The organism is Polymorphobacter sp., from assembly GCF_051860865.1.
Classification (GTDB): Bacteria; Pseudomonadota; Alphaproteobacteria; order Sphingomonadales; family Sphingomonadaceae; genus Sandarakinorhabdus.
Map to the genome: position 1 here is coordinate 1 of NZ_JBIMKZ010000087.1, position 12161 is coordinate 12161.

At 67.1% G+C, this 12161-nt stretch carries 11 protein-coding genes; 4 read left to right on the forward strand and 7 right to left on the reverse strand.

Annotation, left to right across the window (positions count from 1 at the left end; genetic code table 11):
- The 3 genes from hflC to ACTIFJ_RS13450 all read left to right on the forward strand — a co-directional run.
- Window positions 1–765 (forward strand): protease modulator HflC (gene hflC, locus ACTIFJ_RS13440; RefSeq protein ID WP_439534623.1); only part of this gene is annotated, 765 nt, incomplete at its 5' end.
- A 106-nt stretch (window positions 766–871) separates the two neighbouring features.
- Window positions 872–2428, forward strand: a complete 1557-nt coding sequence (locus ACTIFJ_RS13445) for a Do family serine endopeptidase (RefSeq protein WP_439534624.1) — start codon at window positions 872–874, stop codon at window positions 2426–2428.
- Between the two features lie 57 nt (window positions 2429–2485).
- Complete coding sequence (locus ACTIFJ_RS13450; RefSeq protein ID WP_439534625.1) at window positions 2486–4015, forward strand: helicase HerA-like domain-containing protein; 1530 nt, start codon at window positions 2486–2488, stop codon at window positions 4013–4015.
- Between the two features lie 51 nt (window positions 4016–4066).
- Here ACTIFJ_RS13450 and ACTIFJ_RS13455 read toward each other — a convergent pair whose 3' ends face one another.
- Genes ACTIFJ_RS13455 through thyA form a run of 7 tightly spaced genes read right to left on the reverse strand, consistent with a single transcriptional unit; the run spans window position 4067 to window position 11514 of the window.
- Window positions 4067–4501 carry a DUF3035 domain-containing protein gene (locus ACTIFJ_RS13455; protein WP_439534626.1) on the reverse strand — a complete coding sequence of 145 codons (435 nt, stop codon included), beginning with the start codon at window positions 4499–4501 and terminating at the stop codon, window positions 4067–4069.
- A complete protein-coding gene (gene lspA / locus ACTIFJ_RS13460) occupies window positions 4498–4986 on the reverse strand; it encodes a signal peptidase II (RefSeq protein ID WP_439534627.1) in 489 nt (162 codons plus the stop codon). The genes ACTIFJ_RS13455 and lspA overlap by 4 nt, the downstream gene beginning before the upstream one ends.
- Window positions 4979–7909 carry an isoleucine--tRNA ligase gene (gene ileS / locus ACTIFJ_RS13465; protein ID WP_439534628.1) on the reverse strand — a complete coding sequence of 977 codons (2931 nt, stop codon included), beginning with the start codon at window positions 7907–7909 and terminating at the stop codon, window positions 4979–4981. The genes lspA and ileS overlap by 8 nt, the downstream gene beginning before the upstream one ends.
- A gap of 45 nt (window positions 7910–7954) precedes the next feature.
- On the reverse strand, window positions 7955–8881 hold the full coding sequence (locus ACTIFJ_RS13470; RefSeq protein ID WP_439534629.1) for a bifunctional riboflavin kinase/FAD synthetase: 927 nt from the start codon (window positions 8879–8881) through the stop codon (window positions 7955–7957).
- 10 nt (window positions 8882–8891) lie between these two features.
- Window positions 8892–10070, reverse strand: a complete 1179-nt coding sequence (locus tag ACTIFJ_RS13475) for a dipeptidase (RefSeq protein WP_439534630.1) — start codon at window positions 10068–10070, stop codon at window positions 8892–8894.
- Entirely contained in the window at window positions 10067–10579 is a 513-nt protein-coding gene (locus tag ACTIFJ_RS13480; RefSeq protein WP_439534631.1) for a dihydrofolate reductase, read from the reverse strand. Before ACTIFJ_RS13480 ends, ACTIFJ_RS13475 begins: the two co-directional genes overlap by 4 nt.
- Entirely contained in the window at window positions 10576–11514 is a 939-nt protein-coding gene (gene thyA, locus ACTIFJ_RS13485) for a thymidylate synthase (protein WP_439534632.1), read from the reverse strand. Before thyA ends, ACTIFJ_RS13480 begins: the two co-directional genes overlap by 4 nt.
- 267 nt (window positions 11515–11781) lie before the next feature.
- On the opposite strand from thyA, the gene ACTIFJ_RS13490 reads away from it, so the two are divergent.
- Window positions 11782–12161 (forward strand): glycosyltransferase (locus ACTIFJ_RS13490; protein WP_439534633.1); only part of this gene is annotated, 380 nt, incomplete at its 3' end.

Consider the following 12161-nt stretch of genomic DNA (forward strand, 5'->3'; position numbering starts at 1 on the left):
GTACCCGAGGAAAAGCAGGCCGTCGTCCTGCGCCTCGGCAAGCCCGAGCGCATCCTCAATACCTACAAGCCGAATGACCGTTTCGGTGCTGGCGGCTCCGGGCTTGTTGCCAAGGTTCCGTTCATCGAGAATGTCGTCTTCGTCGACAAGCGGGTGATGGACCTCGACATTGAATCGCAAACGGTGCTGTCCACAGACCAGCTACGCCTCGTCGTCGATGCGTTCGCCCGCTTCCGGATCACGGATCCGCTGCGCATGCTGCAAACCGTCGGCTCTGAGGCCAATGCCGCCGATGCGCTGAAGCGCATTCTCACCTCACGACTCCGCAATGAGCTCGGCAAGCAGCGGTTCGCGGCCCTGCTCAGCCCCGAGCGCAGTCAGATGATGGATGATATCCAGGCGTCGGTGAACCGCCAGGCGCGGCAATATGGCGCCGAGATCGTTGATGTCCGCATCAAGCGCGCCGATCTGCCGACCGGTACACCGCTCGAATCTGCCTTCCAGCGGATGCGCTCCGCCCGTCAGCAGGAAGCGCTGACCATCCGCGCCCAAGGCCAGAAGCAGGCCCAGCTAGTCCGTGCCGAGGCCGATGCAGAAGCTGCCAAGATCTATGCCGACAGCTTTGGCAAGGATCCGGAGTTCTATGCCTTCTACCGCGCGATGCAGGCCTATCGAAACACCTTCACGGACGCCAGCTCGACAATCATCATGTCGCCCAACAACGAATTCCTGCGCGAGTTCGAAGGGCGGAGTTCAAACCGTTAATGGCATGGGCAATAGTGTCGCAGCTTCATGCTCAACCATCTGTTCATCCCGCGTTAGGCGCCCACCGCCGATAAAGGGCGTTCCAGCCTGAAAGGTCCCATTGATCGTGCGCATTGCCCGCAGTCTTCTTCCCGCCGCGCTGGTCGCGGTTGGAACAACCGCCCTCCTGCTCCCGGCCCTCTCCCCAGCAGTCGGGCAGCAGTCGCAGACCGACGTCGTCACCGCCGAGATGACCGGCCCGCGCGGCGCCCCGCGCAGCTTCGCGGACCTGACTGCCCAGCTTGCGCCGGCCGTGGTCAACGTCAGCACCACCCAGAAGGTGCCCGTCGCCCGCTTCGGCGGCCTGCCGCCGGGGTCGCCGCTGGAAGAGCTGTTCCGCCGCTTCCAGGAGCAGCAGGGCAGCGAAGGCGAGCCGGTCACCCGCGAGGCGAATTCGCTCGGCTCGGGCTTCATCATCTCGGCAGACGGCTATGTCGTCACCAACAATCACGTGATCAGCGCCGGTGAAGCCCGCAATGCCCCGCCGGTTGAATCAATCACCGTCACTCTCTCCGATCGCCGCGAATACAAGGCAAAGGTCGTCGGCCGCGATCCTCTGACCGACATGGCGCTGCTCAAGATCGATGCCACCGGCCTGCCCTTCGTCAAATTTGCCGACAAGGACGATGTCCGCGTCGGTGACTGGGCGATTGCCATCGGCAATCCGTTCGGCCTCGGCGGCACAGTCACCGCCGGCATCGTCTCGGCGCTCCACCGCAACATCGGCTCCGGCCAGTATGACCGCTACATCCAGACCGATGCCAGCATCAACCAGGGCAATTCCGGCGGGCCGCTGTTCGATCTCGAAGGCAATGTCATCGGCATCAACACCGCGATCTTCTCCCCGACCGGCGGCAACGTCGGCCTGGGCTTCGCGGTTCCGGCCGAGCTGGCCCGCCCAGTCATCGCCCAGCTGCGTGCATCGGGCAGCGTCAGCCGCGGTTATCTCGGTGTCGGCATCCAGCCGCTGACCGCCGATATCGCCGCCGGCCTCGGCCTCCCCAAGGATCGCGGCGAAATCGTCGCCTCGGTCGAGCCCACCGGCCCTGCCGCCAAGGCCGGCATCCGCCAGGGTGACGTCATCGTCCGCATCAACAACCAGGACGTGACCTTCGACAACACGCTGAGCTTCGTGGTCGCCAACACCGCGGTGGGCAGCACCGTGCCGATCGAACTTATCCGCAACGGTCAGCGTCAGACGGTCCGCGCCACGGTCGTGCAGCGCCCGGCCGAGTCCGTCGTCCAGGCCCGATCCGGCCTGCCTGTCGATCCCGAGGAAGACGCGCCCGCCAAGTCCCAGACCGATGAGGCCACCAAGCAGTCGCTGGGCATCACCCTGCAGCCGCTCACCGAGGCGCTGCGCAGCACGCTGAAGCTGCCGGCCACGGTCAAGGGCGTCGTCATTGCCGGCATCAGCCCGGGCTCGGATGCCGCCGCCCAGGGCCTGCAGCGTGGGGATGTCATCCTCAGCATCAACCAGCGCCTCACGGCCACGCCCGCCGAAGCGGCGGAAGCCGTCGAGGCGGCGCGCAAGGCCAATCGCGAAACTGTGCTGATGCTGGTCCAGCGCAGCGCCGGCCTGCCGCGCTATGTCGGCATCAAGCTGGTCGCCGACAAGAAATAGCCCCCTCTTCTCACGCCCGCGTCCGCCCGCTATCCCGCAATAAACGGGAGAGCGGGCATGACGACGGACCTCTACATCGGACAGGGCGCGCAAAGCGCCCAGGCGCTCGTCATGAAGCGCGCCAATCGCCACGGCCTGATCGCCGGCGCCACCGGCACCGGCAAGACCGTAACGCTCCAGACCATGGCCGAAGGCTTCAGCCGCGCCGGAGTCCCCGTCTTCCTTGCGGACGTAAAGGGCGATCTCGGCGGCATGGCCATGGCCGGCAGCGAGGCGGCCTCATGGACCATGAAGCGCGCCACCGAAATCGGCGTGCCGGACTATGGCTACAGCGCCTGTCCGACGATCTTCTGGGACATTTTCGGCGAGCAGGGCCACCCGATCCGCACCACCATCTCGGACATGGGCCCGCTGCTGCTCAGCCGGCTGATGGGCCTCAACGAGACCCAGGAGGGCGTGCTGACCATCGCCTTCCGTCATGCCGACGACGAAAATCTTCTCCTGCTCGACCTCAAGGATCTGCAGGCTATGCTCGCCTTCACCGCCGAGAACGCCAAGGCCCTGTCCGCCCGCTACGGCAACGTCACTACCGCCTCGGTCGGCGCCATCCAGCGCAGCCTGCTGACACTCGAAGACCAGGGCGGCGCCCATTTCTTTGGCGAGCCGGCCTTCGACATCCAGGATTTCATGCGCCTCGATCCGCAAGGGCACGGCCAGGTCAACATTCTCGCCGCCGACAGGCTGATGCGCTCGCCGCGCCTCTACGCCACCTTCCTGCTCTGGCTGTTGTCGGACCTGTTCGAGACCCTTCCCGAAGTCGGCGATCCCGAAAAGCCGAAGCTCGTCTTCTTCTTCGATGAGGCCCATCTGCTGTTCGACGAAGCGCCCAAGGCGCTGCTTGACAAGGTGGAGCAGGTCGTCCGCCTGATCCGCTCCAAGGGCGTCGGCGTCTATTTCATCACCCAGAACCCCATCGACATCCCCGAAACCGTCGCCGGCCAGCTCGGCAACCGCGTCCAGCACGCGCTGCGCGCCTTCACCCCCAAGGACGCCCGCGCCATCAAGTCCGCCGCCGAAACCTTCCGCGCCAACCCCGGCCTCGATGTCGCCACCGCCATCACCGAATTGAAGGTCGGCGAGGCGCTGGTCTCCCTCCTCCAGCCCGACGGCGCCCCCGCGCCGGTCCAGCGCACGCTGATCGCGCCGCCCCGCTCCCGCGTCGGCCCGCTGACCCCCGAGGAGCGAGCCCGGATCACCGGCTGGTCGCCGTTCGCGCACAAATACGCGACCGTCGTCGACCGCGAATCCGCCTATGAGCTATTATCGCAGCGGGCCGCCGAAGGCGCTGCCCATGCCGCGCAGACCAAGGCCGCCGCCGATGCCGAAAAGGCCGAGGCCAAGGCCGCCAAGGAGCAAGCCGCCGCCGAACGGGCCGAGAACGCCCGCCGCCGCGCCCAGCCCAAATCCCTCACCGAGCAGATCACCACCAGCATCGCCCGCTCGGCCGCCAGCAGCATCGGCCGTCAGCTGGGCGGCCGCGCCGGCCAGTCGCTGGTGCGGGGTATTCTGGGCTCGCTGCTCAAATAGAACAAAGGGCCTCCGGCGGCTGGGGCCTTGGCCCCAGACCCCATGAAAAGATCAGCCGCCCAGCGTGACCTGGGCGCGGGCCGGATCGACGGTGCCGGCGGGGGCATCCATCAGTTCGCGCACAAAGGCGCCCTTGTTGACGGTCGGCGTCGCCGTATCGCCGGCGTTCGAGCGGATCGCCGGGTCGATGGTGCCAGCGCCGGCCTTGTCGAGCAGCTGCTGCTCGGCTGGCGAACGCGGCGGCACCCGCACGCCGGGGCCGAACAGCGCTTCCATCGCCTGGCTCTGCGCATCCTGGCCGGTGGCGCGCGGCTCGCCGGGGCGCGGCGGCGTCAGGTTGAAGTCCTCGGGGACCACCAGCGGCGCCGCCCGGCTGATCGCCAGCTCGTCCGGCCCGCGCCGTTCGCCGAGCCCGCGCTTGCCGCCACAGGCGCCGAGCGCCAGCGCGCCGGTCAAAACCACAATCGCAATAACCCGCATCGTCATCGGTCCTTCGTCGGCGCCAGCGCCTTCACCAGCAGCATTAGCACACCACAGGTGATCGCCGCATCAGCAACATTGAATACCCAGAAACTCGCATCCCGCCAGAAGAAATGCAGGAAGTCGACGACATAGCCGAAGCGCGCCCGGTCGAGGATATTGCCCAGCGCGCCGCCAAGCACCAGCCCCAGCGCCGCCACGTCCCAGCGGCTCCTTTCGCGCCCGATCCACACCGCCACCGCACAGGCAATCGCCGCCGTCGCCACCACCAGCAGCCACCGCCCGACATCGGAGCCGGCCGCGAACAGCCCCATCGACACTCCGACATTGCCGACAAAGGTCAGCGAGAACACCGGCAGCACCGGCACCGTCCCCACTTCCTGCAGCCGCACCACCTCCAGGATCCACCATTTCGATATCTGGTCGATCACGAACACCAGCGCCGCCAGCCCATAGCCGAGCCGCAGCGGCCGTCTCAACGGCTCAACCATTGACCACCCCATCGCAGCGCCCGCACAGCCCGCTGTCCGCCGCCACATCGGGCAAATGCCGCCAGCACCGCTCGCAGCGCGGATCGTCGGACGCCGTCACGGCCACCGCCAGCGTCTCGCCGCGCTGCGCGGTCACCCGGCCGGTGATGAACAATTCCGCCCAGTCGGTCCCGCCCGCCGCCGCCATATCGGCCGCACCCAGCGTCAGCTGCACTGCAGCCTCCAGCCCCGATCCAAGCACCTTGCCCTTGCGCAGCGGCTCGATCGCCTCGGTCACCTCGCGCCGGATCTCGCGCAGCCGCTCGAACCGCGCCGCCAGCGCCTCGTCCTGCCAACCGGCATCGATCGCCGGCCATTCGAGCAGATGCACGGAGCCGCTGTCCGGCCAGCGCGTGCCCCACACCTCCTCGGCGGTGAACACCATCACCGGCGCCAGCCAGCGCACCAGCGCCTCGAACAGCGTATCGAGAACCGTCCGATAGGCCCGCCGCGTCGCACTCAGCGCACCGTCGCAATAGAGCACATCCTTGCGGATATCGAAGACGAACGCCGACAGGTCATTGTTCACGAAGGTCGAAAGCGCGCTGACATAGCTGTTGAAGTCGAAAGCCTCGACATTCTGGCGCAGCTGGGCGTCGAGCACCGCCAGCCGGTGCAGCACCCAGCGCTCAAGTTCCGGCATGTCGGCCACCGCCACGCGTTCCTGTTCGGAAAATCCGTCGAGCGCGCCGAGCAGATAGCGGAACGAGTTGCGCAGCTTGCGGTAAAGGTCGGCCACGCCCTTCAATATCTCCGGCCCGATCCGATGGTCCTCGGTAAAGTCCACCGTCGCCGCCCACAGCCGCAGGATGTCGGCGCCATAATCCTTCATCAGCACCAGCGGATCGATGGTATTGCCGAGCGACTTCGACATCTTGCGGCCGTTCTGGTCCATGGTGAACCCGTGCGTCAGCACCGCCTTGTACGGCGCCCGCCCGCGCGTCCCGCAGCTCTCCATCAGGCTGGACTGGAACCAGCCGCGATGCTGGTCCGAGCCCTCCAGATAGAGGTCGGCCGGCCATTGCAGCTCGGGCCAGCGCCCGCTCTCCAGCACAAAGGCATGGGTGCAGCCGCTATCGAACCAGACATCGAGAATATCGATCACCTGCTCGTAATCATCGACCCGGTCGCCGAGCAGTTCGGCCGCCAGGTCGGGCGTCCAGGCATCCACCCCCTTCTCGCGCACCGCCGCAACGATCCGCGCGTTGATCTCGCTATCCTGCAGATAAGCCCCGGTCTTGCGATCGACGAACAGCGTGATCGGCACCCCCCAGGCGCGCTGCCGCGAGATCACCCAGTCCGGCCGCCCCTCGACCATCGCCCCGATCCGGTTGCGCCCCTTCTCGGGCACGAACCGCGTATCGGCAATCGCCTGCAACGCCGTCTCGCGGAGCGTGAGCCGGGTGCCGGGCGCCGCCACGTCGTCGGGCGTCACCGCCCCGCCCTCGCCTTCCCAGCGGAGATCGGCACGCGCATCGGAGGACAGCGCCAGCAGCTTGGTGTCCATCGGAATGAACCACTGCGGCGTACACCGATAAATCACCCGCTTCTTTGATCGCCACGAATGCGGATAGCTGTGCCGGAACGGCGCCGCCGAAAGCAGCGCGCCCGCGTCCCTCAAGTCCGAACAGATCGGCCCATCGGGCGCGTTGAACTTCTCGTTGATGACATTGCCGGTCGCCCCCAGCCACAGCCAGTCCGCCCGATACCGCCCATCCGCCTCGACCGCGAACACCGGATTAATCCCATGCGCCTTGCAGAGCGCGAAATCGTCCTCGCCATGGTCCGGGGCCATATGGACGAGCCCGGTACCGGCATCAGTGGTAACGAAGTCGCCGGCAAGAAACGGACGTGGACGGGCGTAAAAATCGCCGAGCTGGTGCATGGGATGCCGGGCCACCGCACCGTTCAAGCGTCGGCCTGAAAACGGCGCACTCGCTTCGGCGAACATGTTTTGAAATGGCTTTTCGTCGGGCACGATATGGCCAGCTTCCGGATCGAGCTGTGCCCTGCCATAAAATGCCGCCAGCAGCGGCGCGGCAACAATGTATCGCCTTGTATTTACTCGATCATCGTTCGCGGAGCCATCGGATACCGTCACAATTACATACTCAACCTCCGGCCCATAGGCCAAAGCCTGGTTCACCGGGATCGTCCACGGCGTCGTCGTCCAGATCACCGCAAACGCCCCGACCAGCTCGGGCGCGTTCGGCGCCTCGACAATCTCGAACGCCACATCGATCTGCGTCGAGGTCACATCCTCATATTCGACCTCGGCCTCGGCCAGCGCCGTCTTCTCCACCGGCGACCACATCACCGGCTTCGCCCCGCGATACAGCTGGCCGCTCTCGGCGAACTTCAGCAGCTCGGACACGATCACCGCCTCGGCGGCAAAGTCCATCGTCAGATAGGGTCGCGCCCAGTCGCCATTGACCCCCAGCCGCTTCAGCTGCCCGGCCTGCACATCGACCCAATGCTGGGCATAGGCCCGGCACTCGGCGCGAAACTCGGGCTTGGGCACCTCGTCCTTGTTCAGCTTCTTCGCCCGATAGGCCTCCTCGACCTTCCATTCGATCGGCAGCCCATGGCAGTCCCAGCCCGGCACATAGGGCGCATCGAACCCCAGCAGCGATCGGGTGCGCACCACCAGATCCTTCAGCGTATGGTTGAGCGCATGGCCGATGTGCATGTCGCCATTGGCATAGGGCGGCCCGTCGTGAAGGATCCACTTCGGCTTGCCCGCCCGCGCCGCCCGCAGCTGGCCGTAGAGATTCTCTGCCTGCCAGCGCGCCAGGATCTGCGGCTCCTTCTCGGGCAGCCCGGCCTTCATCGGAAAGTCGGTGCGCGGCAGGAATACCGTATTGCGATAATCGGGTTTGTTCATGCGCCGCGTCTAGAGCGCCCCAGCCGGCCTGTCACGCCCCCAACATCAGCCCGCCAGCGCCGCCCGCGCCGCCTCGGCATCGGCCATCACCTGCGCCACCAGCGCCTCCAGCCCGTCGAGCTTCATCTCCGGCCGCAGGTAATACACCAGCTCGACCTCGATCTCCTGGCCATAGAGGTCGCCCGACCAGTCGAGCAGCCAGGTCTCGAGCAGCTCCACCGGCGGCTCGATCATCGGCCGGATGCCGAGGTTCGCCACGCCCTTCACCCGCTCGCCCGAGGCCAGCCGAACCCACACCGCATAGACCCCATAGGCCGGCCGCAGATAATCCCCGAGCCGCATGTTGGCGGTCGGAAACCCCAGTTGCCGCCCCAGCTTGGCGCCATGCTCCACCGTCCCCCGCAGCGCGAAATTGCGGGTCAGCAGCGCTGCCGCCGCCGCCGGATCGCCCGCCACCAGTGCATTGCGCACCCGTGTCGAGGAGATCACCCCCTCGCTATCGGCCACCGCCGGCACAACTTCGCCGATGCCACCGGCCTCGGCCATCAGCGCCGCCAACCGCGTCACATCGCCCTCGCGCCCCTTGCCGAAGGTGAAGTCGCCGCCCGTCACCACGCCCTGCACGCCCAGCCGCCCGACCAGCCAGTCCCTGACAAAGGCCTCGGCAGACAGCGCCGCCAGCGCCCGGTCAAACGGCAGGATCACGCCGCCATCCATCCCGAACGCCTCGAACAGGTCGAGCCGCTGCGCCACGCTGGTCAGCGCGAACGGCGGCAGGTCGGGGCGGAACAGCCGGGCCGGATGCGGATCGAAGCTGGCGACCAGCGCCGGGCAGCCGCGCGCCCGCGCCAGATCCCGCGCACGCGCCACCACCGCCTGGTGCCCGGCATGAAAACCGTCAAAATTGCCCAGTGCCACCACGCAGCCCCGCAAGGCCTCGGGCAGGCGGGCATCCCCGAAAATCCGCTCCATCCGCTGCCCCTTAGGCCGAGCCGCGTTCCGGCACCAGCCCCGCGCGCAGCAGCCGCAGCGCGTTGCCGCCCATCACCTTCCCGATCTCCGCCTCGCCGAGCCCGGCGCGCAACAGCGCCGCCGTCACCGCATCGATGTGCGCGGCATCGAACCCCGTCGTCACCGCCCCGTCGAAGTCCGAGCCCAGCCCGACATGGTCAATCCCCATCACCCTGACCGCATGGACGATTGCCCGCGCCACCGCGTCCGGTGTCGGCTTGCACACCGCCGCATCCCAATAGCCGATGCCGACCATGCCGCCATTCGCCGCCAGCGCCCGCAACTGGTCGTCATCGAGATTGCGCGGCGTATCGCACGTCGCCTTCACCCCGCCATGGCTGACCACCACCGGCCGCCGCGCGACCGCCAGAACATCGGCCAGCGTCTGCCGGCTGGCATGGGCGAGGTCGACAATGATGCCCCGCCGCTCCATCTCGGCCACCACCCGCCGCCCGAACACTGTCAGCCCGCCCTTGCCCATCCCGTGCATCGAGCCGCCGACCTCATTGTCGAAGAAATGCACGAGCCCCATCATCCGGAACCCCGCGACGTGCAGCCGCGCCACATTCTCCAGCCGCCCCTCCAAATTGTGCGCCCCCTCGGTGCTCAGGATCGCCCCGGTCACCAGGCGCCCGGCGTCGCGCTCGGCCAGCAGCCGGTCGATATCGGCGGTCGAGGTCAGCTTCCACAACATGCCGTCGGAGGCCCGCACCGCCCGGTCGAGCTTCTGCGCATGCCAGAGCGAGCGTTCGAGCAGCGAATCCCAGGTCCGGCGCGGCTGCAACTGCGCCACCGCCAGCAGCGTGATATTGTCGGTGTCGCCACTGTTGGCCTCGTAATTCTGGTTCTTCGGCGTCTTCGTCACGCTCGAAAACACCTGGATCGCCACATTCCCCGCCTGCAACCTGGGCAGGTCGACATGGCCACGCGTCGACGGTCGCGCCACGTCGCGCTGCCACATCAGCGTATCGGCATGCAGGTCGACGATCGTCAACCGCGCATGCAGCGCCCGCGCCGCCGGGCTCACCGGCCATGTCCCGGCGCCGGCAATGCCGTTCATATTCCGCTCCGCAATGCCCGGCGCCAGCGCCAGAAAAGCGGCCGCCGCCACCAGCACCAGCCCGACAAGCCAGGCCAGAACCCGGATCATTCGCGCCGGACCAGCGTCACATAGCTGTGCGCAGGCGCGGTCCCGTCAGCCTCGTGGCGCTCGCGCGCCACTTCGCGCCAGACAGCGGCATTGAACGCCGGCAGCACGGTATCCCCGTCGGCATCAACATGGACCTCGGTCAACTCCACCCGGTCGGCGAGCGGCAGCGCCTGCGCATAGATATCCGCCCCGCCGATCACCATCAGCGCCGCCGCCCGCGCCCTCGGGTCCATGCCCGCGGCCGCGATCGCCTCGGCAAGGTTGGGCGCCACGCTCACCCCATCCGCCTGCCAGCCAGGCTGGCGGGTGAGCACGATATTGTGGCGCCCCGGCAACGGCCGACCGATCGATTCGAACGTCTTGCGTCCCATCAGCACCGGCTTGCCGACCGTCAACGCCTTGAATCGCTTTAGGTCTGCCGACAGACGCCAGGGCAGGGTGCCGTCACGGCCGATGACGCCATTGTCGGCCCGGGCCACCACCAGGACGACCTCGAGCCCGCCCGTCATACCGCCACCGGCAGGCGGATGGCCGGATGCGGATCATAGCCGTCGATCGCGAAATCCTCGAAGCGATAGTCGAAGATCGTATCGGGCCTGCGCAGCATCCGCAGCTGCGGAAAATCCCTCGGCGACCGCGACAGGATCTCGTCGATCATCGATGCGTGATTGCCATAGATATGGCAATCGGCACCCATCCACACCAGCTCTCCGGGCAGCAGATTGCACTGTTCCGCCAGCATCCGCACCAATAGGGCCGCCTCGAAAATGTTGAAGGCAAAGCCCAGCCCCAGATCACAAGAACGTTGATATAAAATTCCCGACAGCCTACCATCGTTTACGAAATATTGATAAATCATATGGCAGGGAGGGAGTGCCATATCGGGCAATTCGGCGACATTCCACGCCGTGAAAATATGGCGACGACTATGGGGGCGGTTTTGCAGTTCATCCACGAGGATGGAAATCTGGTCGATACCATCGACGTTGCGCCGATGGGTGCCGTCGCCCCTGTCCTGATATTCCGGCCAATGCCGCCATTGGGACCCATAGACCGGGCCCAGGTCGCCCCAGCGCGCCGCAAAATCATCGTCAGCCAGGATCCGCGCCTCAAAATCGTCGCGGGAAATCGCCTCGCCGGTGGCTTTTTGGTACGCCGCCAGCGGCCAGTCGGTCCAGATATGCACGCCGTCGGCCACCAGCGGCCGGATATTGCGGCTGCCGCTCAAAAACCAAAGCAGCTCGCGCAGCGCAGGCTTCCAGAACACCCGCTTGGTGGTCAGCAACGGCACGCTGCCATCGGACAGGTCGAACCGCATCGTCTCGCCGAACAGCGCCCTTGTGCCCACGCCGGTCCGGTCCTCGCGCACCGCCCCGTCGCGCCACACCCGGGCCAGCAGATCGAGATATTGTTGTTCGGGATGGGGGGTCGGGCGCGCGCTCATGGCGCTTTCTATCGGCCGGAACCGGGGTGCCGCGCAAGCGCCCCGGCCCGGTCAAACCGTCGCCCTTTCCCTTTCGCCTGCCCGCCGGGCAGGCCTCACAGATCGACGCTGGCGGGTCGGTGGCGCAATGACCCTTCGCCACTTCCACCAGTCGTCGAGGGTGCCCCGGCACCCGACGCGCCGAGCAAACGGCCCTCCCCGTCTGCTTACCGTCGGGCCGCCGGGGCATCTGCCTAGACCACCCGCGATCCCGGCCCGGCGCCGCCCATGCCAGACATGACGCTCGCCGGCCTGCTCATCACCTGGCACCTGCTGCTCGGCGAGGCGCTGCTGGTAACGGCACTGGTTTTTCTCGTCTTCGGCCTCGATGACCTGTTCATCGACATCGCCTATTTCACCCGGCTGCTGTGGCGCCGGCTCACCGTCTACACCCGCCACGCCCCGGCCGATGCCCAGTCGCTCGCCGCCCGCGCGCTCGCCGAAGGCGCGGCCGGGCGGATCGCCATCCTCGTTCCCGCCTGGGACGAGGCCGCGGTCATCGAGGCCATGCTGCGTCACCTCATCGCCTCGCTCGCCTATCCGGACTATCGGGTGTTCGTCGGCCTCTATCCCAACGACCCGGCCGGCCAGGCTGCGGTCGCCCGCGT

What these genes read in the sequence shown, in the direction of transcription:
- ACTIFJ_RS13450 (WP_439534625.1), top strand. Translation starts at nt 2,486, where the DNA reads ATGACGACGGACCTCTACATCGGACAGGGCGCGCAAAGCGCCCAGGCG.
- ACTIFJ_RS13455 (WP_439534626.1), bottom strand. Translation starts at nt 4,501, where the DNA reads ATGACGATGCGGGTTATTGCGATTGTGGTTTTGACCGGCGCGCTGGCG.
- lspA (WP_439534627.1), bottom strand. Translation starts at nt 4,986, where the DNA reads ATGGTTGAGCCGTTGAGACGGCCGCTGCGGCTCGGCTATGGGCTGGCG.
- ileS (WP_439534628.1), bottom strand. Translation starts at nt 7,909, where the DNA reads ATGAACAAACCCGATTATCGCAATACGGTATTCCTGCCGCGCACCGAC.
- ACTIFJ_RS13470 (WP_439534629.1), bottom strand. Translation starts at nt 8,881, where the DNA reads ATGGAGCGGATTTTCGGGGATGCCCGCCTGCCCGAGGCCTTGCGGGGC.
- ACTIFJ_RS13475 (WP_439534630.1), bottom strand. Translation starts at nt 10,070, where the DNA reads ATGATCCGGGTTCTGGCCTGGCTTGTCGGGCTGGTGCTGGTGGCGGCG.
- ACTIFJ_RS13480 (WP_439534631.1), bottom strand. Translation starts at nt 10,579, where the DNA reads ATGACGGGCGGGCTCGAGGTCGTCCTGGTGGTGGCCCGGGCCGACAAT.
- thyA (WP_439534632.1), bottom strand. Translation starts at nt 11,514, where the DNA reads ATGAGCGCGCGCCCGACCCCCCATCCCGAACAACAATATCTCGATCTG.